The 23,209-nt window shown below is 68.9% G+C and carries 28 protein-coding genes; 19 read left to right on the top strand and 9 right to left on the bottom strand.

What is annotated here, in order from left to right; translation table 11 throughout:
• Positions 1 to 35: 35 nt before the first annotated feature.
• Positions 36 to 479: a metallopeptidase family protein gene (locus tag AOM45_RS45495; protein WP_030473314.1), complete on the bottom strand. Its 444-nt coding sequence runs from the start codon at positions 477 to 479 to the stop codon at positions 36 to 38.
• Between the two features lie 93 nt (positions 480 to 572).
• Here AOM45_RS45495 and AOM45_RS45490 point away from each other — a divergent pair, with 93 nt between their 5' ends.
• From AOM45_RS45490 to AOM45_RS45455, 8 genes are all read left to right on the top strand, one after another.
• The gene (locus AOM45_RS45490) at positions 573 to 932 is read left to right on the top strand and encodes a DUF3499 domain-containing protein (protein ID WP_201780188.1); all 360 of its coding nucleotides are present in this window, start codon (positions 573 to 575) and stop codon (positions 930 to 932) included.
• A gap of 82 nt (positions 933 to 1,014) precedes the next feature.
• Positions 1,015 to 2,367 (top strand): phosphomannomutase/phosphoglucomutase, encoded by a 1,353-nt coding sequence (locus tag AOM45_RS45485; RefSeq protein ID WP_030473312.1) that lies wholly within the window; start codon positions 1,015 to 1,017, stop codon positions 2,365 to 2,367.
• A 10-nt stretch (positions 2,368 to 2,377) separates the two neighbouring features.
• The gene (locus tag AOM45_RS45480; protein ID WP_030473311.1) at positions 2,378 to 2,578 is read left to right on the top strand and encodes a Trm112 family protein; all 201 of its coding nucleotides are present in this window, start codon (positions 2,378 to 2,380) and stop codon (positions 2,576 to 2,578) included.
• Positions 2,579 to 2,582: 4 nt separating this feature from the next.
• The gene (locus AOM45_RS45475) at positions 2,583 to 3,647 is read left to right on the top strand and encodes an SIS domain-containing protein (RefSeq protein ID WP_030473310.1); all 1,065 of its coding nucleotides are present in this window, start codon (positions 2,583 to 2,585) and stop codon (positions 3,645 to 3,647) included.
• 18 nt (positions 3,648 to 3,665) lie between these two features.
• On the top strand, positions 3,666 to 4,880 hold the full coding sequence (manA, locus tag AOM45_RS45470) for a mannose-6-phosphate isomerase, class I (RefSeq protein WP_030473309.1): 1,215 nt from the start codon (positions 3,666 to 3,668) through the stop codon (positions 4,878 to 4,880).
• A gap of 46 nt (positions 4,881 to 4,926) precedes the next feature.
• Positions 4,927 to 5,850: a cation diffusion facilitator family transporter gene (locus tag AOM45_RS45465; protein WP_030473308.1), complete on the top strand. Its 924-nt coding sequence runs from the start codon at positions 4,927 to 4,929 to the stop codon at positions 5,848 to 5,850.
• 122 nt (positions 5,851 to 5,972) lie between these two features.
• Positions 5,973 to 7,508 carry an amino acid permease gene (locus AOM45_RS45460; RefSeq protein WP_030473307.1) on the top strand — a complete coding sequence of 512 codons (1,536 nt, stop codon included), beginning with the start codon at positions 5,973 to 5,975 and terminating at the stop codon, positions 7,506 to 7,508.
• 17 nt (positions 7,509 to 7,525) lie between these two features.
• Positions 7,526 to 7,981, top strand: coding sequence for a MarR family winged helix-turn-helix transcriptional regulator (locus AOM45_RS45455; protein ID WP_030473306.1), 456 nt, complete (start codon positions 7,526 to 7,528; stop codon positions 7,979 to 7,981).
• Here the strand turns inward: AOM45_RS45455 and AOM45_RS45450 are convergent.
• On the bottom strand, positions 7,978 to 8,925 hold the full coding sequence (locus AOM45_RS45450) for a helix-turn-helix transcriptional regulator (protein ID WP_030473305.1): 948 nt from the start codon (positions 8,923 to 8,925) through the stop codon (positions 7,978 to 7,980). The two genes, AOM45_RS45455 and AOM45_RS45450, sit on opposite strands and share 4 nt — an antisense overlap.
• Before the next feature lie 92 nt (positions 8,926 to 9,017).
• Between AOM45_RS45450 and AOM45_RS45445 the strand changes: the two genes are divergently transcribed.
• Positions 9,018 to 10,001: an MDR family NADP-dependent oxidoreductase gene (locus AOM45_RS45445; protein ID WP_030473304.1), complete on the top strand. Its 984-nt coding sequence runs from the start codon at positions 9,018 to 9,020 to the stop codon at positions 9,999 to 10,001.
• The gene (locus AOM45_RS45440; RefSeq protein ID WP_030473303.1) at positions 9,998 to 11,050 is read left to right on the top strand and encodes a winged helix DNA-binding domain-containing protein; all 1,053 of its coding nucleotides are present in this window, start codon (positions 9,998 to 10,000) and stop codon (positions 11,048 to 11,050) included. Before AOM45_RS45445 ends, AOM45_RS45440 begins: the two co-directional genes overlap by 4 nt.
• Here the strand turns inward: AOM45_RS45440 and AOM45_RS45435 are convergent.
• Positions 11,047 to 11,652, bottom strand: coding sequence for a nucleoside/nucleotide kinase family protein (locus AOM45_RS45435; RefSeq protein WP_030473302.1), 606 nt, complete (start codon positions 11,650 to 11,652; stop codon positions 11,047 to 11,049). The genes AOM45_RS45440 and AOM45_RS45435 overlap by 4 nt on opposite strands.
• Positions 11,653 to 11,669: 17 nt before the next feature.
• On the opposite strand from AOM45_RS45435, the gene AOM45_RS45430 reads away from it, so the two are divergent.
• Positions 11,670 to 12,905, top strand: coding sequence for a glutamate mutase L (locus AOM45_RS45430; RefSeq protein WP_030473301.1), 1,236 nt, complete (start codon positions 11,670 to 11,672; stop codon positions 12,903 to 12,905).
• Positions 12,906 to 12,946: 41 nt separating this feature from the next.
• Positions 12,947 to 13,174: a hypothetical protein gene (locus AOM45_RS45425; RefSeq protein ID WP_156094423.1), complete on the top strand. Its 228-nt coding sequence runs from the start codon at positions 12,947 to 12,949 to the stop codon at positions 13,172 to 13,174.
• On the opposite strand, the gene AOM45_RS45420 is transcribed toward AOM45_RS45425, so the two are convergent.
• Both AOM45_RS45420 and AOM45_RS45415 read right to left on the bottom strand, forming a co-directional pair.
• Entirely contained in the window at positions 13,175 to 13,396 is a 222-nt protein-coding gene (locus AOM45_RS45420; RefSeq protein ID WP_030473299.1) for a helix-turn-helix domain-containing protein, read from the bottom strand.
• On the bottom strand, positions 13,396 to 13,872 hold the full coding sequence (locus AOM45_RS45415; RefSeq protein WP_030473298.1) for a DUF2975 domain-containing protein: 477 nt from the start codon (positions 13,870 to 13,872) through the stop codon (positions 13,396 to 13,398). Before AOM45_RS45415 ends, AOM45_RS45420 begins: the two co-directional genes overlap by 1 nt.
• Positions 13,873 to 13,949: 77 nt before the next feature.
• Here AOM45_RS45415 and AOM45_RS45410 point away from each other — a divergent pair, with 77 nt between their 5' ends.
• On the top strand, positions 13,950 to 14,528 hold the full coding sequence (locus AOM45_RS45410; RefSeq protein ID WP_030473297.1) for a TetR/AcrR family transcriptional regulator: 579 nt from the start codon (positions 13,950 to 13,952) through the stop codon (positions 14,526 to 14,528).
• On the opposite strand, the gene AOM45_RS45405 is transcribed toward AOM45_RS45410, so the two are convergent.
• Both AOM45_RS45405 and AOM45_RS45400 read right to left on the bottom strand, forming a co-directional pair.
• On the bottom strand, positions 14,521 to 15,045 hold the full coding sequence (locus AOM45_RS45405; RefSeq protein WP_030473296.1) for a GNAT family N-acetyltransferase: 525 nt from the start codon (positions 15,043 to 15,045) through the stop codon (positions 14,521 to 14,523). The two genes, AOM45_RS45410 and AOM45_RS45405, sit on opposite strands and share 8 nt — an antisense overlap.
• Before the next feature lie 10 nt (positions 15,046 to 15,055).
• Positions 15,056 to 15,418 carry a winged helix-turn-helix transcriptional regulator gene (locus tag AOM45_RS45400; protein ID WP_030473295.1) on the bottom strand — a complete coding sequence of 121 codons (363 nt, stop codon included), beginning with the start codon at positions 15,416 to 15,418 and terminating at the stop codon, positions 15,056 to 15,058.
• 79 nt (positions 15,419 to 15,497) lie between these two features.
• Here AOM45_RS45400 and AOM45_RS45395 point away from each other — a divergent pair, with 79 nt between their 5' ends.
• From AOM45_RS45395 to AOM45_RS51570, 3 genes are all read left to right on the top strand, one after another.
• Entirely contained in the window at positions 15,498 to 16,481 is a 984-nt protein-coding gene (locus tag AOM45_RS45395) for a zinc-dependent alcohol dehydrogenase family protein (protein WP_030473294.1), read from the top strand.
• A 261-nt stretch (positions 16,482 to 16,742) separates the two neighbouring features.
• Positions 16,743 to 17,153, top strand: coding sequence for a hypothetical protein (locus AOM45_RS45390; RefSeq protein WP_051784710.1), 411 nt, complete (start codon positions 16,743 to 16,745; stop codon positions 17,151 to 17,153).
• On the top strand, positions 17,150 to 17,635 hold the full coding sequence (locus tag AOM45_RS51570; RefSeq protein ID WP_156094422.1) for a hypothetical protein: 486 nt from the start codon (positions 17,150 to 17,152) through the stop codon (positions 17,633 to 17,635). The genes AOM45_RS45390 and AOM45_RS51570 overlap by 4 nt, the downstream gene beginning before the upstream one ends.
• 67 nt (positions 17,636 to 17,702) lie before the next feature.
• Here AOM45_RS51570 and AOM45_RS45385 read toward each other — a convergent pair whose 3' ends face one another.
• Positions 17,703 to 20,102, bottom strand: coding sequence for a hypothetical protein (locus AOM45_RS45385; RefSeq protein WP_063757194.1), 2,400 nt, complete (start codon positions 20,100 to 20,102; stop codon positions 17,703 to 17,705).
• Between the two features lie 99 nt (positions 20,103 to 20,201).
• Between AOM45_RS45385 and ahcY the strand changes: the two genes are divergently transcribed.
• Positions 20,202 to 21,665 (top strand): adenosylhomocysteinase, encoded by a 1,464-nt coding sequence (gene ahcY, locus AOM45_RS45380; RefSeq protein WP_030473291.1) that lies wholly within the window; start codon positions 20,202 to 20,204, stop codon positions 21,663 to 21,665.
• 50 nt (positions 21,666 to 21,715) lie between these two features.
• Complete coding sequence (locus AOM45_RS45375) at positions 21,716 to 22,174, top strand: hypothetical protein (protein ID WP_030473290.1); 459 nt, start codon at positions 21,716 to 21,718, stop codon at positions 22,172 to 22,174.
• On the opposite strand, the gene AOM45_RS50305 is transcribed toward AOM45_RS45375, so the two are convergent.
• Complete coding sequence (locus AOM45_RS50305) at positions 22,158 to 22,331, bottom strand: DUF397 domain-containing protein (protein WP_081902759.1); 174 nt, start codon at positions 22,329 to 22,331, stop codon at positions 22,158 to 22,160. The genes AOM45_RS45375 and AOM45_RS50305 overlap by 17 nt on opposite strands.
• Positions 22,332 to 22,981: 650 nt before the next feature.
• Between AOM45_RS50305 and AOM45_RS50300 the strand changes: the two genes are divergently transcribed.
• A partial coding sequence (locus AOM45_RS50300) for a reverse transcriptase (protein ID WP_201780187.1) occupies positions 22,982 to 23,209 on the top strand: 228 nt, incomplete at its 3' end.

The raw sequence follows: 23,209 nt of genomic DNA, 5'->3' as shown, positions 1-23,209 counted from the left end.
CCTTGCGTGAGCCTGCGGTGTGAGAGGTGTCTCAGCTAGCCCTCGTCGATCACGTCAGGGTCCAGGCCCAGGTAGTTCGCGATCTGCTCCACCAGGACGTCGTGCACCAGGTCGGCCAGATCGGCGCCGTCCTTCGCCCGTGCCTCCAGTGGGCGGCGGTACAGCACGATTCGGGCACGGCTGTCCGTGGCGGCGGGGAGCAGGCGGGCCAAGGGGACGCTGCCGTCCTCCACCACGCCGTCTTCGCCCTCGACCTGCACGTCTGGGACGTCGTCCACGGCCACGTCGAGTTGCGTGAGCTCGGTTCGCCAGCGGGCTTCCAGGGGTTCCAGTGCCTCGATGACCAGGGCGTCGAAGCGTTCGGCCCTGGAGCGGGCGGCTGGGAGGGTGGCCGGGTACAGAGGGCCGCGCAGGCCTCGGCCGTGTCGGTCACGGTTGCGCCGACGCGGTTCGTCCTGTCGACGTGAACCCCTTGCCATCACCACAACCGAGCAGCCTAGTTGCTGCTGCCGGGGAGCAAACACAGCGTGCCTCACACACAGGGTCGCGTGGACGCGCTATCGTCCCCGATCGTGCGGAGCGTGAGACGGTGCTCGCGAACCGGGTGTGCTAACCCGGCTGTCGCCACGCTCACCTACGCCTATGCGGACTCCACCGCAGTCGTCGGACCGCTCGCCACGTACTCCGAACCGCACAGCTACGACCTGTGCGAGGAGCACGCCCTGCGGCTCACGGCGCCGCGCGGCTGGGAGGTCGTGAGGCACCAGGGTGAGTTCGCGGCGCCCGAGCCGAGTGTGGACGACCTGACGGCGTTGGCCGAGGCCGTTCGTGAGGCTGGGCGGGCTGATGTGACCCCGAAGGTGCCTGACGTGCCCATCGGCACGCAGAGGCGTGGTCACCTGCGGGTATTGCCTGATCCGCACGAGGACTGACTGACCACACGCATCCCAGATCCTCTCGCCGGTAGGCTGCCGGGGCAGTGGCCGTCAAGAGCGAGTTTCGGGAGTGTGCGGCGTGCGTGACCTGTCCGGCATCGTCAAGGCGTACGACATCCGCGGGGTGGTCGGTGAGCAGCTCGACGCCGGCGTAGTGCGCGACTTCGGCGCGGCCTTCGCGCGCCTGGTCGGTGGACCCGCGATCGTGATCGGTCACGACATGCGCGACTCGTCGCCAGGGCTCTCCAGGGCCTTCGCCGAGGGTGCGCAGGCGCAGGGCGTCAACGTGATCAGCATCGGCCTGGCCAGCACCGACATGCTCTACTTCGCGTCCGGCAAGCTCGACCTGCCGGGTGCCATGTTCACCGCCAGCCACAACCCGGCGCAGTACAACGGCATCAAGCTCTGCCGTGCGGGCGCGTCGCCGGTCGGCCAGGACTCCGGTCTCGCGCAGATCCGTCAGGACGCCGAGAACCAGGTGCCGGACGCCGAGGGCGTGACGCCGGGCACGTTCGAAGAGCGGAACATGCTCGCGGAGTACGCCCAGTACCTGAACGAGCTGGTCAACCTGCGTGAGATCCGTCCGCTGAAGATCGTTGTGGACGCGGGCAACGGCATGGGCGGCTACACCGTGCCGCAGGTCTTCGAGGGCCTGCCCATCGAGGTCATCCCCATGTACTTCGAGCTCGACGGCAGCTTCCCGAACCACGAGGCGAACCCGCTCGACCCCAAGAACATCGTCGACCTCCAGGCCCGCACCAAGGCCGAAGGAGCGGACGCCGGTGTCGCGTTCGACGGCGACGCGGACCGCTGCTTCGTCGTGGACGAGAACGGCGACCCGGTCAGCCCCTCCGCCATCACGGCGCTGGTGGCCGTGCGCGAGCTGGCGAAGGACCCCGGCGGCACGATCATCCACAACCTGATCACCTCGCACGCCGTGCCGGAGATCGTGCAGGAGCACGGCGGCAAGCCGGTGCGCACGCGCGTCGGGCACTCGTTCATCAAGGAGGAGATGGCCAAGACCGGCGCCATCTTCGGTGGTGAGCACTCGGCGCACTACTACTTCCGCGACTTCTGGCGTGCGGACACCGGCATGCTGGCCGCGCTGCACGTGCTGGCCGCGCTGGGTGAGCAGGACGGACCGCTGTCCGACCTGACCGCCGCCTTCAACCGCTACGCCGCCTCCGGCGAGATCAACTCCACCGTCTCCGACCAGGCGGGCCGGATCGCCGCGATCAAGGACGCGTACGGCTCGAAGGACGGCGTCACGATCGACGAGCTGGACGGTCTCACCGTGCAGCTGCCGGACGGGTCGTGGTTCAACCTCCGCGCCTCGAACACCGAGCCGCTGCTGCGCCTGAACGTCGAAGCCGCCACTCCCGAGGCCGTCGCCGCGTTGAGCGACGAGGTCCTCGCGATCGTGCGGGCCTGAGGAGAGAACCGTGGCCGTCAAGCTCGAAGAGCAGTTGCTCGAAATCCTCGCCTGCCCGTGCCCCGAGCACGCGCCGCTGCGCATCGGCACGCCTGCCGACCCGGAGGCGGACTTCCTCACGTGCACCGCGTGCGGGCGTTCGTTCCCGGTTCGCGACGGCATCCCGGTACTGCTGCTGGACGAGGCGGTCGAGCCGCCGTCTGCTGGGTGATCCGGTGCTCGACGACACGCTGCTCGACGACCCGAGCCGCCTCGCCGACGCCGACACCGGTGGCTGGTTGCGCGCCGCCGCACGGGCGGGCGCCCAGGTCCGTTCCACCGCCGAGGCCGCGGCCGAGGCGGGCGTGGAGCGGATCTTCTCCGAACGCCCGCGTGCGGTCGTGCTGGTCACCCGGCCCGGCCACGCGGTCGCCGTCGCGGGCGTGATCATGGCGTTGCTCGGCCCCGGCTGCGCGGTGCCCGTGGTGGTCTCCGACGAGGTGCCGCCGTGGGTCGGTGCCCTCGACGTGGTGCTCGCGCACACCGAGGACCCCGGCGACCGGGTGCTGGCCGAGTCGATCGACCGCGCTTCCCGGCGCGGCGCGCGGACGTTGGTGACCGCACCGGACTCCGGTCCGGTCGCCGCTGCCGCCGCCGGTCAGGCCGTGCTGCTCGCGCCTCGGATCGAGGTGCCGCCGGGCTTCAGCTTCCACCAGGCGTTCGCCGCCTGGCTCGTGGTGCTGAACTCGTTGAACCTGCTCAAGGTGGACGTCGGGCTGGTCGCGGACGAGCTCGACCGCGAGGCCGAGCGCGACCACCCGATGCACGAGTCGTTCGTGAACCCGGCGAAGTCGCTCGCGTTGCGCGTCGCCGACCGCACGCCGCTGCTGTGGGGCCTCGACGAGGTCGCCACGTCGGTCGGCGTGCACGGCGCAGGCGCGCTGGCCGCGTTCGCCGGGGTTGCCTGCGACGTCGCCGGGTATCCGCAGGCGTTGACCCGCCCGGTGCTGCATCGCCGTGCGGTGCAGGGGACCTCTGGGGCGGACCTCTTCGCGGACCCGGACGACGAACCGGGAAGTGGACTTGTGCGCGTGCTGCTGCTGGCCGTGCGCCAGGGCCCGGTGGCCGATGCCGCACGGCACGCCGCCGAGGACGCCCTGCCTGGAGCAGACGTGCTGGAGCCGGCCGTCGAGGTGGCGGGAGGCGACGCGGTCAGTGCCGCGCTCCTCGCCCTCCGCTTCGAACTCGCCGCGCTGTACCTCGGGCTCGCCGCCGGAACTCTCGGCGGCAACCCGTACTGATTGGGAGCTGAACTAGAAGTGGACCTGCTGCACAACGCGGTCAGGCCGTACGCGTGGGGCTCACGCACGGCCATCGCCGAGCTGCTCGGGAGGGAGGTGCCCGCACCCCATCCCGAGGCAGAGCTGTGGATGGGCGCTCACCCCGGCGACCCGTCCCGCGTCACGGGCGCGGACGGCGTCGAGCGCTCGTTGCTCGACCTGCTGAGCGCGGACCCCGACGGCCAGCTCGGCCCTCGCGTGGCCGAGCGGTGGGGCAGCAGGCTTCCGTTCCTGCTCAAAGTCCTCGCCGCCGAGGAGGCGCTGAGCCTGCAGGCGCACCCGTCGGCTGCTCAGGCTGCCGAGGGTTTCGCGGCCGAGGAGCACCGCGGTGTGCCGCTCGACGCCGCCGTGCGCAACTACAAGGACCCGGCCGCCAAGCCGGAGCTCATCTGCGCGCTGACCGAGTTCCACGCCCTCGCCGGTTTCCGCGACCCGGCGCGCACGGTCTCGTTGCTGCGCACGCTGGACGCCCCGGCTCTCGCGCCCTACACCGAGATGCTGGTCGCGCAGCCGGACCCGTCCGGCCTGCGGGCGTTGTTCACGATGCTGATCACGTTGCCGCAGACGTCGCTCTCCTCGCTGCTGCCGCAGGTCCTCGACGCGTGCGTGCTGCACGTGAAGGAGCACGGCGAGTTCGACCTGGAGTGCCGCACGATCCTGGAGCTGGGCGAGTCCTACCCCGGCGACGCGGGCGTGCTCGCGGCACTGCTGCTGAACCGGATCGTGCTGCAGCCCGGCGAGGCCATCCACCTGCCCGCCGGCAACCTGCACGCGTACCTGCGCGGCACCGGCATCGAGATCCTCGCGAACTCGGACAACGTCCTGCGCTGCGGCCTCACGCCCAAGCACGTCGACGTGCCAGAGCTGTTGCGCGTGCTCGACTTCACGTGCGGGGACATGGAGGTGCTCACCGGCGAGGAGATCTCGCAGGGTGTGCGCGTCTACCGCACGCCCGCGCCGGAGTTCGAACTGTCCAGGTTGGACCTGACCGCCGAGACGCGGATCAACCACGACGGCCCGCAGATCATCCTCTGCACCTCGGGCGCCGCCGTGCTGACGAACGCCCGCGGGGACGAGCTGCGGCTGGCCCGCGGCGAGTCCGTGTGGCTGCCCGCGTCGGACCCGGCCGTGCTCATCAGGCCGGATGGTGTTGAATCCGCCCAACTTTTCCGCGCCACGGCCGGAAACGACTAAAGTTCCCGACCGGACAAAGCGGACTGGGTTCAGCGAGGAGACAGGCGTGTCAGCAGGGGGCGGGACCAAAGCCATCGTCGCGGCGTTGGCGGCGAACGCGGGTATCGCGGTGGCCAAGTTCGTCGGATTCTTGTTCACCGGCTCGTCGTCGATGCTGGCCGAGTCCGTGCACTCGCTCGCCGACACGTCGAACCAGGGCCTGCTGCTGCTCGGTCAGAAGACGGCCCAGCGCCAGGCGACCAGGCTGCACCCGTTCGGCTACGGCCGCGACCGCTACTTCTGGTCGTTCGTGGTCGCGCTGATGCTGTTCAGCCTCGGTTCGGTCTTCGCGCTGTACGAGGGCATCCACAAGATCCAGCACCCGGAGCCCCTCACCGACCCGATCATCGCCATCATCATCCTGGTGATCGCGATCGGCCTGGAGACCTACAGCTTCGTCACCGCGATCAGCGAGTCGAAGAAGATCAAGGGCGACGTGAGCTGGTGGGGCTTCATCCGCACGTCCCGCGTGCCGGAGCTGCCGGTCGTGCTGCTGGAGGACCTCGGCGCGCTCGTCGGCCTGGTGCTGGCGCTGCTCGGCGTCGGCCTCTCGATGATCACCGGCAACCCGGTCTTCGACGCGCTCGGCACCATCGCCATCGGTGCGCTGCTCGGCATCATCGCGATCATCCTGATCATCGAGATGAAGTCGCTGCTGATCGGTGAGGGCGCCTCCGACAAGGACCTCGACCTGATCTGCGACGAGCTGGCCGCGGGCAAGGTGCAGCGGGTCATCCACATCAAGACCCAGTACCTCGGCCCGGAGGAGCTCCTGGTCGCGGCGAAGATCGCGCTGGAGCCGCAGCTGCCGCTGGACGAGGTGGCGCAGGCGATCAACGACGCGGAGATGCGCGTCCGCAACAAGGTTCCGCACGCCCGGTTGATCTACTTGGAGCCGGACCTGGACCGGTCGACGGTCACCAGTTCCTGATCTTTCTCCCCGAACGGGCCTTGCTCCACCTGGAGCAAGGCCCGTCGCGCAGCTATAGGCGTTCCACATGCTGGATACCTCTAGGGTGGGCCGAACGGGTTTCCATTGAGGAGGGATGCACCGTGCCGGGGAACGGGTTGTGGCGCACCAAGTCGATCGAGCAGTCGATCGCGGACACGGACGAGCCGGACACCAAGCTCCGCAAGGATCTGACGGCGTGGGACCTCACGGTCTTCGGTGTCGCGGTGGTCATCGGTGCGGGCATCTTCACGCTCACCGCGAGCACGGCGGGCAACATCGCGGGACCGTCGGTCTCGCTGAGCTTCGTGCTCGCGGCGATCGCCTGTGCGCTGGCCGCGTTGTGCTACGCCGAGTTCGCCTCGACGGTGCCGGTCGCGGGTAGCGCGTACACGTTCTCCTACGCGACGTTCGGCGAGTTCGCCGCGTGGATCATCGGCTGGGACCTGGTGCTGGAGTTCGCCGTCGGTTCGGCCGCGGTGGCGAAGGGCTGGTCGGCCTACCTGCAGACCACGTTGGGGCTCCTCGGGCTCGACGTGAAGACCGAGGTGGGCGACGGCTTCAAGTTCGACTGGGGCGCGGTGCTGCTGGTCGCGGTGCTCACGGTGCTGCTGATCGTCGGCACGAAGCTCAGCTCGCGGGTCAGCGCGGTCATCACGGCCATCAAGGTCGCGGTGGTGCTGCTCGTGATCGTGCTCGGCATCGGTTACATCAAGGCCGAGAACTACACCCCGTTCATCCCGCCGGCCGCGGAGAGCGGTCCCGCCGCGCACACGGGCATCGAGCAGTCGTTGTTCTCGTTGATCACCGGCTACTCGGGCAGCACCTACGGCGTGCTCGGCATGCTGGCGGCGGCGAGCATCGTGTTCTTCGCGTTCATCGGTTTCGACGTCGTGGCGACCACGGCGGAGGAGACCAAGAACCCGCAGAAGGCCGTGCCGCGCGGCATTCTCGGCTCACTCGCGATCGTCACCGTGCTCTACGTGGCCGTGACGCTGGTGATCACCGGCATGGTGCCGTACACGAAGCTCGCGACGCAGCCGGACGGCACGCGCGCCACGCTCGCCAGTGCGTTCCGCGACAACGGGGTCGACTGGGCGGCGACGGTGATCTCGGTCGGCGCGCTCGCCGGTCTCACGACCGTCGTCATGGTGCTGATGCTCGGCCAGAGCCGCGTGCTGTTCGCGATGTCGCGCGACGGCCTGCTGCCGCGCGGTCTCGCGAAGACCGGCAGCCACGGCACGCCGACCCGCATCACGATCATCATCGGTGTGCTGGTCGCGATCGCCGCGGGCTTCTTCCCGGCGGGCAAGCTCGAAGAGATGGTGAACGTCGGCACGTTGTTCGCGTTCATCCTCGTCTCCGCGGGCGTGTGGGTGCTGCGCAAGACTCGTCCGGACCTGTCGCGCGGCTTCCGCGTGCCGCTCGTGCCGCTGGTGCCGATCCTCGCGATCCTCGCCTGCCTGTGGCTGATGCTGAACCTGACCGCGCTCACGTGGGTCCGGTTCCTCGTCTGGATGGCGCTCGGTGTCGTCGTCTACTTCGTCTACAGCCGGCGCAACTCGGTGCTCGCCAAGACAGGTCAGGCGAAGGTCGAGCCCGAACCGGTCGTCAAGCACGGGGAAGAGCCGGGCATCTAGCGTCTAACCTGCGCACCATGGAAAACGCGCGGTGGCTCTCCGAGGAGGAGGGGAACGCCTGGCACCACTTCGTCCAGGCGTACCACCTCCTCGAGAGGCAGATCGAACAGCAGTTGCAGCGCGATGCGGGCCTCTCGCACGCGCAGTACAACGTGCTGGTCGTGCTGTCCGAACAGCCGGGCAACCGCCTGCGGATGACCGAGCTGGCGCGCCGCATCGTGGTCTCGAAGAGTTCGCTGACCTACCAGATCGGCAAGCTCGAGAAGGCGGGACTCGTGCGGCGCGAGCGGCACGAGTCCGACGAGCGCGGCATCCTCGCCGTGCTCACGGACGCCGGCAAGGAACTGTTGCGGGCCACGGCTCCTGGCCACGTCACCACCGTGCGCGAGTACCTGATCGACCTCTTCACGCCGGAACAGCTCGCACAGCTCGGCTCGTTCATGCAGGTCGTGCACGAGAAGGCCGACGACTAGGACGCACCGCGAATGAAGCGGGCGCCCCATTCCCGGACGTGCGCGGCGAACTCCGGCGGTCCGAGGATCTCGAACTCTGCGCCCACGTTGCCCAGCGCCTGCGTCGGCCAGTCGAACGAGGTCGAAGTCATGGTGAGCCGGCAGCTCTCCTGATCAACGGGTTCGACCGCGCCCCAGCGGCCGACGGCCTGGTGCACCCGCGAGGCCGGCGCGTGCACGAGGACCTCGACCGTGAGCGGAGCCGGGGCGCCGCTCACCTCCCGGACGAAGGCCACGGCGTCCTCGGCGGGCAGCGCACGTGGCCGGAAGTGCGCACGGGTCGCCGCCGGGCCGGTCAGGCGGTCGAGGCGGAAGCTGCGCCAGTCGTGCCGGCCGAGGTCGTACGCCACCAGGTACCAGCGTCCGCCGAGTGCGACCACGCGGTGCGGCTCGACCTCCCGCTCGGTGGGGGCTGAACCCCTTGCCGTGTAGCTGAACCGCAGCCTTTCCTGGTCCCGGCACGCCTGGGCGACCGTCGTGAGCACTCCTGCCGGAACGGCCGGTCCGGACGTGCCGGCCGAGACCGTCATCGCCCGCAAGGCGTCCACTCGGGCCCGCAGCCGGGGCGGCAGGACCCGCACGACCTTGGTGAGGGCGCGCAACGACGCCTCCTCCATCCCCGCGATCCCGCTCTGCGTCGCGTCACCGATGCCGACCGCGAGCGCCACCGCCTCGTCGTCGTCCAGCAGCAACGGAGGCAGCACGGCACCGGGCGCGAGCTGGTAGCCGCCGTCGGTGCCGCGGGACGCGCCGACCGGGTAGCCCAGTTCGCGCAACCGCTCGACGTCGCGGCGCAGCGTCCGCTCGGAGACCCCGAGCCGGTCGGCCAGTTCGAGGCCGGACCAGTGCCGGTGGGTCTGCAGCAGCGAAAGCAGTCTCAGCGTCCGTGAGCTGGTGTTCGCCATGAAGGACATCTTGCCGCGACTTCCGGTCAGAAAGTGGCCGGAAGCCTCCATAGGGTCGATCTCGACGGCCGACACCGGAGTGAGGACAGAACATGATCACCCGCGAGATTCAGCTGACCGCCCACGTCACCGGCGCCCCCGCGCTCGGCCACTTCACCGTCGCCGAGACCGAAGTGGACGGTGAGGTCCTGGTGCGCACCGAACGGATCGGGCTCGCCGCGACCTACCTGGAGCTGATGCGCGCCGACTGCACCATTCCCGTTCCGCCGTGGCAGCCGGGCCAACGGGTGGGCGTGACCGCGATCGGCACCGTGATCCGGTCCGACAGCCCCGAGCTCCAGGCCGGTGACCTGGTCCAGGGGATGACCGGCTGGAGCGAGCACTCGGCCGGCCCTGCCGGTTCGTACGTGAAGCTCGACCGCGAGCTCGACCCCGGCTACCACCTCGGCCAGGGACCGACCGCCTTCTACGGGATGGCCGACGTGGCGGCCGTCGGCGAGGGTGATGTGGTCTTCGTGTCCGGCGCGGCGGGCGGGGTCGGCTCGCTGGCGGGGCAGATCGCCAAGAACCTCGGCGCGGCAAGGGTGATCGGCAGCGCCGGCAGCCGGGCCAAGGCCGACTACCTGGTCGACGAGCTCGGCTTCGACGCCGCCTTCGACTACCACGACGGCCCGGTGACCGACCGGTTGCGGGAGCTGGCACCCGACGGCATCTCGGTGTTCTTCGACGTCGTGGGCGGCGAGCAGTACGAAGGCGCGCTGGAGGTGGCGCGGCCGGGAGCACGTTTCGCGCTGTGTGGCTCGTTGTCCAGCCAGCTCGGTGGTGCGGCACAACGGTTCCCGCAGCCCGATCACGCGGCGGCCGAGGCCAGGGGCGTCGAGCTGCTGCCGTTCTCCTGCCACCACACACCGGAGCAGGTCGCGGCCTGGCGCGAGCACTTCGGCACCTGGCTGGCGCAGGGCCGGTTCGTCTTCCCGCAGACCGTGGTCGAAGGCGGGATCGAGGACGTCCCGCAGGCGTTCCTCTCCTTGCTGCGGGGTTCCTACCGCGGCAACGTGTCGGTGCGGCTGTCGTGACCACGCTGTCTCTTCAAGAGCTGAACCGGGCACTGCTCGACCGGCAGTTCCTGTTGGGGCGCACCGATCACACGCCGCTAGAGGTGATCGAGCGGCTGGTCGCGGTGCAGGCGCAGGAGCCCAACTGGGCCCATGTTGGGCTGTGGAGCCGGATCCACGACTTCACGCACGCCCGGCTCACCGCGCTGCTGGAGCACCGGCGGGTCGTGCGGTCCGGCCTGCTGCGCAGCACCCAGCACCTCGTCGCGGCCGACGACTTCCGCCGGCTGCGGCCGGTCTTGCAGCCCGTGCTCGACCGCACGGCCGGCACGCCGCACTTCACCAGGAACAACACCGGACTCGACCTGGCGGCGGAAGGACTCGACCTGCTCGCGGGAGGAACGTTGTCCCGCAAGGAACTCGCTCGCCGTCTGGCCGAACGCCACCCCGGCCGCGACGGCCGGATCCTGGCCGGTGAGGTGGAACTGAGGCTCCCTCTCGTGCACGGCGCGGCCACCGGCGCGTGGGGTTCGTGGGGCAACCGGTCGGCGGTCTCGGTCACGCCCGCCGAGGCCTGGCTGGGGCAGCCGATGGCGACCGCGGGGTCGGCCAAGGAGCTGATCCGCCGCTACCTGGCCGCGTTCGGCCCGGCCGGGGTGAAGGACGTCCAGGCCTGGTCCGGACTGACCCGCCTGGCCGAGGTCGTCGTGGAGATGCGCCCCGAACTGCGCAGCCACACCGGCCCCGGCGGCGAGGAGCTGTTCGACCTCGCCCACGCCGAACTGCCCGACCCCGAGACACCCGCACCGGTCCGGCTGCTGCCCGCCTTCGACAACGCCCTGCTCGGCCACGCCGACCGGACCCGGATCATCAGCGACGAGGACCGCAGGCGGGTGATGCCCGGCCAGGCGCGGGTGCTGCCCACCTTCCTGGTGGACGGCCGGGTGCACGGGACGTGGTCGCTCGACGGCGCGACGCTGCGCCTCAACCCGTTCCGGCCGGTCAGCCCCACCGACTGGGCGGCACTGGAGCAGGAAGCCGACCGGCTGCTGAACTTCGTCCGGGGCTAGAGCGTCAACAGGTCGCGTTCCTCCAGCCAGTCGGCCACGTCGTCAGGCCCTTGCCGCGTCACGTCGAACTCGAACACGGGCAGGATCGACTTCGCCGCGAGCTCCCGCAGTTGTTGTTGCTCCTCGATGAACGGCTTCAGCGAGACGTACTGCTTCGGGTTCGCACTGATCTTCAGCCGTTCCTCGCGCGCTTCTTCGAACGTGTCCTCTGGCCGTGTGCACAACACGATCGCGAAGTTGAGGGGCTTCAGCCGTTCCTCCAGCCAGCCGAAGTCGAAGTCACGCCCCTGTCGTGCCTGGTAGGCCATGGTGGACAGGTGGAACCGATCGACGATCCACGAGTAGTAGCGCTGCAACTCGAACATGCGCACCCACGTCTCGTAGGTCTCCATGGCGTGTGCGGTCTCATCAGCTGCGAAGTCGATCAGCCCACGGCCCCACGGTTCGTTCGTGAACCCGCTCCACTCACCCGAGATCAACGGCGAGTGGTAGCGGTACTTGCGGTGACCGACGAGGCGGGGGTGTTCGTTGAGCGCGTAGGCGAGGTCCGTCTTGCCGGTCAGGCGGGTGCCTTCGAGGATCACCTTGGGCGTGAGCTTCATAGTTGTTAGCTTGCCTTGTGATCCTCTGTCTCGACGTCGGTTCCACCTGGACCAAGGCCGCTCTCGTCACCCCCGAGGGCGAGCTGGTCCGCACCGGGCAGCACCCGACCACACCTCCCGAGGTGCTGCGCGGCATCGACGCGTTGCGTGCCGAGGTGGGTGACGGCGAGATCCTGGCGTGCTCGTCGGCCGGCGGCGGGCTGCGGCTCGCGGTCGTCGGCCAGGAACGCGTGGTGAGCGCCGAGGCCGGGTACCGGGTCGCGCTCAGCGCCGGCGCCAAGATCGTGCACGTCAGCGCCGGTCCGGTCGACGTGAAGGCGTTGCGGGCGTCGACACCGGACCTCGTGCTGCTCGTCGGCGGCACGGATGGCGGCGACCAGTCCGTTCTGCTGCACAACGCCGCGAAGCTCGCCCGCGTGGCCGTGCCGATCGTGCTGGCCGGCAACGTCGAGGCGCAGCCGGAAGCGTTGCGCCTGCTGGCGAAACGGACCGTGGTGGCGTGCCCGAACGTGCTGCCGGACGTCGGTCAGCTCGCCCCGGAACCGGCCCGCAGGGCGATCCGCGAGGCGTTCCTCCAGCACGTCATCGGCGGCAAGGGCCTGTCGCGCGGGCCGAGGTTCCGGCAGCTCGTGCGGGCCGTGACACCCGACGCCGTGCTGGCCGGGGTTTCCCGGCTCGCCGCGCAGGACCGCGAGGGTGCCGTGCTGGTGGTGGACGTCGGCGGCGCGACGACGGACGTCTACTCGGCGGTGTCCACAGCGGACAGCGAAGGTCTGGAAAGGACGGTCGCGCTGCCACCGGACCGCCGCACGGTCGAGGGCGACCTCGGCATGCGCTGGTCCGCTCCGGGCGTGGTCAAGGAGGCTCTCGCGGAACGCCTGACGACCGAGGACCTCAGTACCGAAGCACAACACCGCGCAGAGAACGTCGGCTGGATCGCGGACGACCCCGCAGTCGACCTGAAACTGGCGTCGTTCGCCGCGATCCTGGCCGTGCGCAGGCACCTGAGGCAGGTCGACGGCCAGCTCGGCCCGCACGGCGCGGGGTTGCTGGTGCTCTCCGGCGGAGTTTTCCGGCACACGCCCGACATCACTCCGATCGTCGAGGCGCTGCGGGCCGATCCGGTGCTGCGGCCCGTGCTGCGGACCGCGGAGATCACGGTCGACCGCGACTACGTGCTGGCGCCGGTGGGCCTGCTCGCCGAGTCGGGGCGGCTCGAAGCCGCCGACCGGCTGGCGAAGCGGCTGGCGTGAGGCGTGCAACCTCGTGGCGGTGCTCATCGTTTGGACAAAGCATGAAGAGAACGATGGCATCGGCCGCGGTGATCGCGGTTTCCGCGGGAGTCTTGCTGGGCGGCGCAGGCACGGCGGCTGCCGTGGCACCGTGGGGCAAGTACCCGAACCTGGGTACCTGCCAGGCTGAGGGCGCCGAGCTGGTCCGGGAACACCTCGCCACGCGGTACCACTGCGAGCACGTCGCGTCCGCCCCCGCCAACCAGCGGTGGTGGCTGTACGACATCTGATCAGGACGCCTCTTCGTCGTCCTCCACGAACTCGAGGAGATCGCCGGGCTGGCACTCCAGCACCCGGCACATGGCCTCCAGCGTGCTGAACCGCACGGCCTTCGCCCGGCCGTTCTTCAGCACCGCGACGTTGGCCGGTGTCAGCCCGACCTTCTCCGCGAACTCTCCGACGCTCATCTTGCGCTTGGCCAGTTCGACGTCGATGCGCACGACGATGGCCATCAGATCACCGCTTCCATGTCGGAACGCAACGTCGTGGCGCGCTGGAGCAACGCCCGCATCACGACCAGCACGAGCCCGAACACGGTGGCCCCCGTCGTCAGCAGGAACAGCACCATCGGCGCGCCGGGGTCGTCCGCGTTGAAGCCGACCCAGAGGAACACGCCCACCAACACGACCCATCCTGCCGCAACGGCCCAGACCATCACGTTGACCCACTTGATCGCGGCATCGGTGAAGATCAGGTCTTTGCGCACCAGCGTGAGCAGCTTCCACGTCGCGACGATCACCACCTGGACGCAGATCACCCAGAAGATCGAGATGATCGCGCCGGGCCAGATCAGGGGGTCGTTCGGGTTCTGCTCCGCCAGGTACATGAACTTCCCCGGCAGGGACAGCGTCTCGAACACGACGAGGATCCCGAACAGGACCACCAGAAAGACCCGGAGGGCGGTCACCGCCCAACGTTCAGCAATCATGCGATCGAGTATCGGCAGCGATCTATCGAAAGTCAATCGGTAGTGATCGTGTTGCAACAGGTCTCTACAGTGATCGCGTGGGACTGCGTGAGCGCAAGAAGACCGAGACCCGTGCGGCGCTGTCAGCGGCCGCGCTGCGACTGGCCTTGGCGAAGGGCGTCGACAACGTGCGGGTCGACGAGATCGCGGAGGCGGCGAACGTCTCGCCGCGCACGTACAACAACTACTTCGCGAGCCGCGAGCAGGCGATCGTCGCGGGCATCACGGCCACGCGCGCGCTCCAGGTGTCCGAAGCGCTGCGCTCCCGGCCCGCCGACGAGCCGCTGGTCGACTCGATCATCGCCGCGTTCGCCGAGCAGTACCGCGAACCACCGTCGGAGGCCCTCGCGCTGATCACCTCGACGCCGTCGTTGCGCGAGGCCTACCTGGACTCCACGTCGTCCATGGAACCGCCGATCGCCGAGGCGATCGCGACACGACTGGGCTGCGGCGAGCTCGGCGCCACAGTGCTCGCCGCAGCGGTGTCCGCCGCCGCCCGCATCGCCGTGCAGCGGTGGGTGGACGTGCGCCCGTCAGGTCTCGTCGTGGTCCCGAGCGCGTCCGTCGAGGACCACCTGCGCGAGGCGATCGGCCACCTCGCACCCGCGCTCAGGTGAGCTCGTCGGGCAGCACGCACATCAGCAGCTCGTCGTGCCACTCGCCGTCGCGGAAGAACGCCTGCCGCAGCCGTCCGTCGACCTGGAAGCCGATCTTCTTGTAGGACTTGACCGCCCGCTCGTTCGCCTCGACGACGGTGAGCGCGATCGAGTGCAGCCGCAGCGTGTCGAACCCGTACCGGCACACCCGGCGCAGCGCGTCCGTGCCGTAGCCGCCGCCCCAGAACTCGGGTTCGCCGATGTAGATGTCGACGCTGGCGCGCCGGTTGATCGGGTCCGCGTCCCGCAACGCCACCACGCCGATGAGCTTGCGCTCCTCCAGCGTCTCGATGCAGAAGGTCGACTTCTCGAACGAGTTCTCCTGGCGGTCCGCGAAGCGCTTGCGCAAGGCAGCCAGCGACTCGTGGAAGTAGCTCTGCAACCAGCGCATGACTTCTTCGTCGTTGTGCCAGCGGTAGAACGCCTCGGCGTCCTCGGGCTCGATCGGTCGCAGTCGGACGAGGTCCCCAGTCAGCATGACCCGCAGACTAGACATCTTCCGCGGAAGTCGTCTCCTGGAAATCGGCGATCGCGGCACCGTGGTCCCTGGCCCAGTCCGTCAGGACCTCGATGGGTTCGACGAGGGTCAGGCCGAGCTCGGTGAGGCGGTACTCGACCCGCCGCGGCGCCTCGGCACGGCGTTCAACCAGGCCGTACTGCTGGAGCCGGCGCAACGTCTCGGTGAGGACCTTGCGCGAGACACCGCCGATGAGGTCGACGAGCTCACCGTGCCGGCGAGGCTGCTGACTGAGGCCGAAGAGCACGAGCACGGCCCACTTGTCGGAGATGATCTCGACCGCGAGCCGCGTGGGGCAGTCGGCGAGGAAGGCCGGTCCGGCCGCGTTCTGCATGTGAACCGAAGGTACCAGGAGGTACCTCAGCGCTTCGTAACGTCTTCCGCAGCAACGAAAACCAGGCGGAGGAGCCACCATGTCCAGAGTTGTTCTGTTCGACGAGTTCGGCGGCCCGGAGGTCCTGCGCGTCGTCGAGGAGCCGGCCGTCGAGCCCGCCGCCGGCGAGGTGCGGGTCAGGATCGAGGCGTTCGCGGTCAACCCGCTCGACCGGATGATGCGGTCCGGCACCTCGTCCGCGACCATCTCCCTGCCGCACGCCCGGATCGGCGTCGAGGGAACCGGCGTCGTCGACGCGCTGGGCCACGGGGTCACCGGGATGGCGATCGGCGATCCGGTGATCATCACGGCCGTCCCGGACGCGAGCGTCAGAGGCACCTACGCCGACTTCACCACGATCCCCGCGAGCCGGGTCGTGCCCCGGCCTGCCGGTCTCGAGGCCGAGGAAGCGGCGGCGATCTGGGTCGCGTTCTCCACCGCCTACGGCGCACTCGTCGAGAAGGCGGGCATGCGGCCGGGCGACCACGTCCTCGTCACCGCCGCGTCCGGCGGCGTCGGCAGGGCGGCGATGCAGATCGCCAACCAGATCGGCGCCGTGCCCATCGCCGTCACCCGCGACAGCGCGAAGAAGGACCAGCTGCTCGCCGCCGGCGCCGCCGCGGTGATCGCCACCGACCACGAGAACCTCGTCGAAGCCGTCCGCCACCACACCGGCGGAACCGGGGCCGACATCGTCCTCGACGTCGTCATGGGCCCCGGCCAGCAGGACCTCGTGCAGGCGGCCCGCCCCGGCGGAACGCTGATCGTCGCGGGCTTCCTGGACCCTCGGCCCACACCGTTCCCGGCAGGCACGCCGCTCACGATCGTCAGCTACCGCAGCTTCGAGCACACCCTCGATCCCGTTGTCGTGAAGCGCATGGCGGCGTTCATGAACGCCGGTGTGCGCCTCGGTGCACTGCGGCCCGCCATCGACGAGGTGTTCGCGTTCGACGACGTCGTCGAGGCACACCGTCACCTCGAGAAGGGGCTCCACGAGGGCAGGAAGATCGTCGTCACGGTCTAGACGCGTATGTCCTTGTGGTGCCAGGAGACGGGAGAAGGGGTGTTCAAGATCCGTTTGTGACGGCAGACCTCAACACCTCGTCGACATCGAACTCGACGACTCGGGCAAGATCATCGCCATTGCTCTTCTCGAGTGATCCAGGCGGTGTGAGGGCAACGCCGAGTACGTCATGTCGCGTGTTCTACGACGGGTTGCTCAGACTGCGGCTGCGCGGCTTCACTTCTGAAGCGCTGGACGACTATTGGGTGGTGGTGGTGCCAGGTGGGCGCGAAGCGGTCAGGGACTGTTGCTCGGGCGTTTGGAGATGAAGTCAAGCAACGGTTCCGGTTCCTTGTCGACGAGGAAGGGTTTCTGGGGCCAGAGGAGGATGGCAACGGCTTCCTCGCGTACCACGCGCCGAACCTCGCCATCACGATGGTGCTTGATCAAAGAAGTCGGTACGCGAGGACTCTGGTCGACGGAGGGGCCGACGGTTTTGCGGCCCGCACGGAGCTGACGTGCCTGTACGTGCACGCGGGCCTCGGTCCCGCGCAGCACGTGGTTTGGTCGGCCGGCACGATGCACGCCTTGATGAAGGCTCTGGATTCTCAGGTCGTGGCACTCCGCAAGATCCTGCCGATGTTGAGGGGCGAAGGGGCGGCGAAGCTGTTGAGGGAGTGTCACGGTAAATGAAAATCACATTGGCAAGTGCTGTCGCGGCGCTCGCGCTCATGGCCGTTGCCGGGTGCGGCGTCGATGTGCCCGCGGGGCTTGAAGACAAGGTGAACTCGGGTTGTCCTGGTCTTGTCAAGCCTGAGCCGGTCGCGATCATCACTCGGGGGCTTGAGGTGTCCCAGGTCGACGGTGGGATTGCTGACAGCTGCAAGGTCTCAGTACGGGATGGCCGTGAAGTCCTCCTCGTCTCGCTCGTCGGCCACCCCAGTCAGGAAGTGGCGGAGCGGCTGACAGGAGGACTGTGTCCCAGCGGAGTTCTGGACGAGCCGGACAAGTCGTGCACGGCCAGCGAGGCTGACAGTGGAGCATTTGCCGTGCACGGCGTGGCCGGGCGGTGGGAGGTGCGGATCAAGGTCTACGAGATTCCGGTGAACGACGAGGTGAAGGGTGCCGTGCACCAGCTTCTCGAGGATCTCAGGAACTCCAGCAAGACCAAGTGATCGGCGTGGCGTTGCGGTCGAGTTCGGTGCCGAGGTCGTTGCCGCGGATGCTCGTATCCACCGTCGGCTACCGGTGATCATGCTGGCTGGGCAGCTTCGGCGACCGCGCGAACGGCAACGGCGGCGACTCCGGCGCGTCGACCTCCAGCAGCCCGGCCGCGATCGCCACCGCCCGGTCCCACTCCGGATCCGACGTGTAGTCCGAGTGCGCCGACACGCCGGACCGCCACCGCCGTCCGGGGAACGGGCCTCGCTGCGGGTCCGGCAGCCAGTGGTCGCCGCCCAGCACCAACGCCCCCGTCGGCCCGCGCAACGCCGGTGCCAGCGCGCCTTCCGAGCCGTCGGCCCGGTAGCCGACGCCGAGCAGCATCCCGTCGAACACCTGTCGGCGCCACGTCATCACCGCGCCGCCCAACGGGTCCGTGCCACGGCACAGTGCGCGCCACCGTCCGTCGAGACCGCCGGACAACCGGGCCAGGGACGCGTGCGGCACGACCGCCGGGAACGCCCGCGGGTAGGCCCACTGCAGCTGCGAGCCCGCTGTCACCAGGCCGATCCGTTCACGGTCGTGCGGCGGCAGTTCCTCCAGCAAACGCGCCGCCGCGACGGCGACGAGCAGCGAGCCCTGTGAGTGTCCACACAGGACCACGCGTGTGCCGGGGTCGCGCAGGTGGTCCTGTACGCGGGCGACGAGCTCCGGCACGACCTTCAGCGCGTAGCAGGGCGGCACGATCGGGTGTGCCTCGCGCGGCCAGAACTGTGCGATGTCCGCGATGATGCCGAGCCGCCGTCCGGACTCCGGCTGTCGCGCCGCCAGGTAAACGGCCCGCAGCAACGAGACCGCCAGCAGACCCAGCACGCCGACGCCCAACGCCGAGAACGGCGCGATCCACGTGGCAGGCGGCACGTTGCGGATCCTCAGGACCGTGGCCACCCCAGCGCCGACCACCAGCACGGACGCGATGATCAGGATCATGTGGTGACCGTGGTTGCGTTCCCAGCGCGCCCACCACCACGCGCGCGTCGCGGTGCGTAGGTCGCGCATCCGGCCGGAGTGCAGCAACGACGCCTCGCGCGCCCACACCTTGCCCTTGCGGAACGCCCGCCACCGCACCGCGCCGGTGAACGACGCCACGGCGAACGTGCTCAGCAGTCCCAACGCGCCCGCCACGCCCCACAACAGAGTGATGTAGTCGTAGCCGACGGGCAGGTGGAGGTCGCTGCCCAACGCCTTGCGGACGGGCAGCGCGACCCCGGCGCCGAACCCGCCGCCGAGCAGTCCGGCGATGGCCAGCACCGGCGCGGCGAACCAGCCGCCGGCCCACGGCCGCAGCTCGCGGGGCAACGCGGCCCACGTCTTGCGCGCCAGCAGTGCGGCGGGCAGCAGCATCAGTCCGAACAGGACCAGCACGAACGCCATCAGCAGCGCCACGACCTGCACGGTCACGTCCGCGCCCGGCACCCGCAACGGCAGCTGCTCCTGCAACCCGAGCGTCGTGAGCATCAGCAACACCGCCAACGCCAACAACACACGGCGAGGCTTCTTGCCGAGAGCGGCCCGCAGCCACCGTCCGCCGCGATGGGGCGCACCGCCCGTGGGGTCGTCCAGCAGCAGTACGCCGAGCACGGACACACCGATGAACACGAGCGCGACGACCCACGCGACCGTGATCGCCACGCCCATCCCTCCGGTGGCCGTGAGCTGCTTCAACGGTCCGCCGAGCGCGATCAGCGAGGCCACCGCGAGTGCCGCCACGACGTGCAGCGACCGCAGCGCCGGCGTGTCGGGGTCGGTCGCGACGTGCGCGCCGGGCAGGCCGGACGCGGGCTGCTGGTCCTTGTCCTCCGCGTCGGCGATCTCCTTGCGTTCGATCCGCCAGTCGACGCGCGACACCCGCCGCATCACCCAGATGACTGCGACGATCGGCAGCAGGCCCAGGAAAGTCCGAAACCAAGGAAGAGCACGCACATCGGCCGGAATGCTGGTTAGGCAAGGATTACCCGGCCGCAGACACTGGGCGGCCAGCAGGTCGAGGCTCACCACCGAGATCTGCGCGACCAGCAACGCCGTGAGCAGCAGCGCGAACACCCGCAGCAACGACCGCAGGCCGATGCCGAGCAGGTGAGCGGGCAGGTTGCGCTCGGGGACCGGAGGCAGCATCCAGTGCGCGACGTTCGCGATGCTGAACGGGAAGAGCAGCGCCCACGTGGCCTTGGCCACACCTCCGGACGTCATACCGCCCCACAGATACCCCTCCACCACTCGGGGGATGGGCCGCCCCTCCGTCTGCAGCACGGGACCGGGTGCGGGCCTGCGGAGTCTGTCCGCCGGACGCACGATGCGCCCGAGTCCGTCTCCCGCAACGTCCACGGCCGCGACGGCGTCGACGAGCGTCTGCGGCGTCGTTCCTTGCACGCCGTGCACCCTCAGCTCGACGACACGTGTGTCCGGGCCCGCGATCAACACCCGAGACCTCCCTCACCCGAAGTAGGGGTCATAGTGGTGCATCAACGGGCGGTATGGTCAGAAGACACCCTTCACTGAAGTGCCCTGGAGGACTTCGCAATGACCGCGGACCGCTTGCAGACCCGCAACGGCATCGACTTCGCAGTGGCCGACCTGTCGCTCCACGAGTTCGGTCGCAAGGAGATCCGTCTGGCGGAGCACGAGATGCCCGGCCTGATGGCGTTCCGCCGCGAGTACTCCGGGGTGTACCCGCTCAAGGGTGCGCGTGTTTCGGGCTCGCTGCACATGACGATCCAGACCGCTGTGCTCATCGAGACCCTGGTTGACCTGGGCGCCGAGGTCCGCTGGGCCTCCTGCAACATCTTCTCCACCCAGGACCACGCGGCCGCGGCCGTCGTCGTCGGCCCGTACGGCACGGAGGAGGAGCCCAAGGGCATCCCGTGCTTCGCGTGGAAGGGCGAGACGCTCGAGGAGTACTGGTGGACGGCCGAGCAGATGCTCACGTGGCCGGACGGCAAGGGCCCGAACATGATCCTGGACGACGGCGGCGACGCCACGCTCCTGGTCCACAAGGGCGTCCAGTACGAAGCTGCCGGTGTCGTCCCTTCGGCTGAGGACAACGACCCGGAAGAGTGGAAGATCATCCTCGAGACGCTCCGCAACTCGCTGGCCCAGGACGGCAAGAAGTGGACGAACATCGCCGCTGGCATCCGCGGCGTCACCGAGGAGACCACGACGGGCGTCATGCGCCTGTACCAGCTGGCCGCCGCCGGTGAGCTGCTCTTCCCGGCGATCAACGTCAACGACGCCGTGACGAAGTCGAAGTTCGACAACCGCTACGGCATCCGTCACTCGCTGATCGACGGCATCAACCGCGGCACCGACGTCCTGATCGGCGGCAAGGTCGCGGTCGTCTGCGGCTACGGCGACGTCGGCAAGGGCGCCGCGGAGTCCCTGCGCGGCCAGGGCGCCCGCGTGATCGTCACCGAGATCGACCCGATCTGCGCCCTCCAGGCCGCCATGGACGGCTACGACGTCCAGCGCCTCGAGGACGTCCTGGACCGCGCCGACATCATCATCACGACGACGGGCAACAAGGACGTCGTGATGGTCGAGCACATGGCGAACATGAAGCACCAGGCGATCGTCGGCAACATCGGCCACTTCGACAACGAGATCGACATGGCCGGCCTCGCCCGCTACCCCGGCATCCGCCGCAACAACATCAAGCCGCAGGTCGACGAGTGGGTCTTCCCGAACGGCCGCACGATCATCGTGCTGTCCGAGGGCCGCCTGCTCAACCTCGGCAACGCGACGGGCCACCCGTCGTTCGTGATGTCGAACTCCTTCTCGAACCAGGTGATCGCGCAGATCGAGCTGTTCACCAAGCACGAGGAGTACGACAACGAGGTCTACCGCCTGCCCAAGGTGCTGGACGAGAAGGTCGCCCGCATCCACCTGGAGGCGCTCGGCGGCCAGCTCACCAAGCTGACCAAGGACCAGGCCGAGTACATCGACGTGGACGTCGAGGGCCCGTTCAAGGCGGACCACTACCGCTACTGAGTTCTCGTTGACAGGGGCCTCCCGCGCACGTCGCGGGAGGCCCCTGTTTCATGTTCGCCGTGGGATTCTTCGGCACCTATGCGTTTGAGAACGGCCAGTGGAAGACGCTGTCCGAGGGTGAGCTGCCGCCTTTGGAGGAGCCGTTCCTGTGGATCGACATCCACGACAGCGACATCACCTCGGTCGTCTACGCGCCGGCCGGACCTGGCACGGGCGTCGCCTACCTGGGCCTGACGCCGCGCACCTACTTCGAGAACCCGAACGCCTCCGACCCCACGGACGTGCTTCGCGAGGCGGCGGGGCTGGCCGCGTGGTGGGCGCTGAGCAACTCGGGCGATGTCACGGCCAAGCAGTCCGAGATCCTCGGGTACCTCGCCGAGGACGAGGACCCGGATGACTTTTCGGTGGAGGACGAACAGGACGTCGAGGACGTCGACGTGTTCGTCGAGATCAAGACGGCGCGGTTCCTGGAGGCGCTGGGCCTGCCGCTGCCTACCGAGCTCCGATGAACCCCTGCCACGCCTCGACGCTGAACTTCAGCTCGGGGCCGGTGGTGTTCTTGGAGTCACGGACGCGCACGACCTGGGTGAACGCCACCTCGACGCACTCCTGGCCCGCGTTGCCGCCGCTGTAGCTGCTCTTACGCCAGGTGCAGTCTCCGGCCATTGGGGTCCTCCCGCGATCGACTGGCGAGATCCGCCACCATCGTTCGCGATTGTTCCTCAGTGTGTCACGAACGCTGAAAGGGGTTTGACAGGTAGGAGAACTCTTTGAGGCGGTGCTGCGTAGAAGATGAAGGTTGTTGGCCCTTCGGAGTCGCCCTACGGGGGGTGGCTTCAAACCGCCCACTGCTGCGTTAGCTGAAGACTGTCGTGGTGAGCGTGTGGGAAAAGGCATCCGTTGGAGGTGTCAGGTGGGGATCAGGAAGGCGTTGTGTCATAGCCTGCGAAGTGTCGAAACAATCGTGGTTGACATCAGAACCGGGGCGTTGAGGATAACCCGGGATGAGCCTGGCGGGTGCCCGTTTATTGGCCAGGTGGTGTCCGGCATGAAGGCGGCGCGAGCCTGATCTGCGGCTTCTGCGTGGAACGTGAGAAAGCGTGCCCCGACACCGCTGCCCAGGTTGAGGCAGCGAGAGGGAGCGCCTGGGGCGGCTGAAACCGCTCGGGTTGAGTACCGTCGCGGGGCGCGCTGGCGGACCGGTTCGTAGTAGCGAGGAAGCTCCTGCTTGATGCGGTGGGAGTGGAGCGAAGGGGCCGGGTCATTCGTGGCTGTTGTTCGTCCGATCAACCGGGCCGCGGCCCGGGAGGAGTTGTGTGGACCAGCTGAAATTGCCGGGCAAGTCGTTTGAGATTTCGAAGTGGGAAGTGCAGGAGGCGTGGGAGAAGGTCAGGGCCAATAAAGGAGCGCCGGGGGTGGACGGGCAGACGCTGGCGGAGTTCGAGAAGGATCTGAAAGGCAATCTGTACAAGATCTGGAACCGGATGTCGTCAGGGTCCTACTTCCCGCCTCCGGTGCTGGCGGTGGAGATCCCGAAAGCGCAT

The sequence above is a fragment of the Lentzea aerocolonigenes genome (assembly GCF_000974445.1).
GTDB lineage: Bacteria > Actinomycetota > Actinomycetes > Mycobacteriales > Pseudonocardiaceae > Lentzea > Lentzea aerocolonigenes.
Note: the sequence above shows the minus strand (reverse complement) of the source record. Positions and strands in the feature narration are given on the sequence as shown.

Coding starts and splice junctions, on each gene's coding strand:
- AOM45_RS45495 (WP_030473314.1), bottom strand. CDS start 479: ATGGCAAGGGGTTCACGTCGACAGGACGAACCGCGTCGGCGCAACCGT.
- AOM45_RS45455 (WP_030473306.1), top strand. CDS start 7,526: ATGGAAAACGCGCGGTGGCTCTCCGAGGAGGAGGGGAACGCCTGGCAC.
- AOM45_RS45450 (WP_030473305.1), bottom strand. CDS start 8,925: ATGGCGAACACCAGCTCACGGACGCTGAGACTGCTTTCGCTGCTGCAG.
- AOM45_RS45445 (WP_030473304.1), top strand. CDS start 9,018: ATGATCACCCGCGAGATTCAGCTGACCGCCCACGTCACCGGCGCCCCC.
- AOM45_RS45435 (WP_030473302.1), bottom strand. CDS start 11,652: ATGAAGCTCACGCCCAAGGTGATCCTCGAAGGCACCCGCCTGACCGGC.
- AOM45_RS45425 (WP_156094423.1), top strand. CDS start 12,947: ATGAAGAGAACGATGGCATCGGCCGCGGTGATCGCGGTTTCCGCGGGA.
- AOM45_RS45420 (WP_030473299.1), bottom strand. CDS start 13,396: ATGGCCATCGTCGTGCGCATCGACGTCGAACTGGCCAAGCGCAAGATG.
- AOM45_RS45415 (WP_030473298.1), bottom strand. CDS start 13,872: ATGATTGCTGAACGTTGGGCGGTGACCGCCCTCCGGGTCTTTCTGGTG.
- AOM45_RS45405 (WP_030473296.1), bottom strand. CDS start 15,045: ATGCTGACTGGGGACCTCGTCCGACTGCGACCGATCGAGCCCGAGGAC.
- AOM45_RS45400 (WP_030473295.1), bottom strand. CDS start 15,418: ATGCAGAACGCGGCCGGACCGGCCTTCCTCGCCGACTGCCCCACGCGG.
- AOM45_RS45395 (WP_030473294.1), top strand. CDS start 15,498: ATGTCCAGAGTTGTTCTGTTCGACGAGTTCGGCGGCCCGGAGGTCCTG.
- AOM45_RS51570 (WP_156094422.1), top strand. CDS start 17,150: ATGAAAATCACATTGGCAAGTGCTGTCGCGGCGCTCGCGCTCATGGCC.
- ahcY (WP_030473291.1), top strand. CDS start 20,202: ATGACCGCGGACCGCTTGCAGACCCGCAACGGCATCGACTTCGCAGTG.
- AOM45_RS45375 (WP_030473290.1), top strand. CDS start 21,716: ATGTTCGCCGTGGGATTCTTCGGCACCTATGCGTTTGAGAACGGCCAG.
- AOM45_RS50305 (WP_081902759.1), bottom strand. CDS start 22,331: ATGGCCGGAGACTGCACCTGGCGTAAGAGCAGCTACAGCGGCGGCAAC.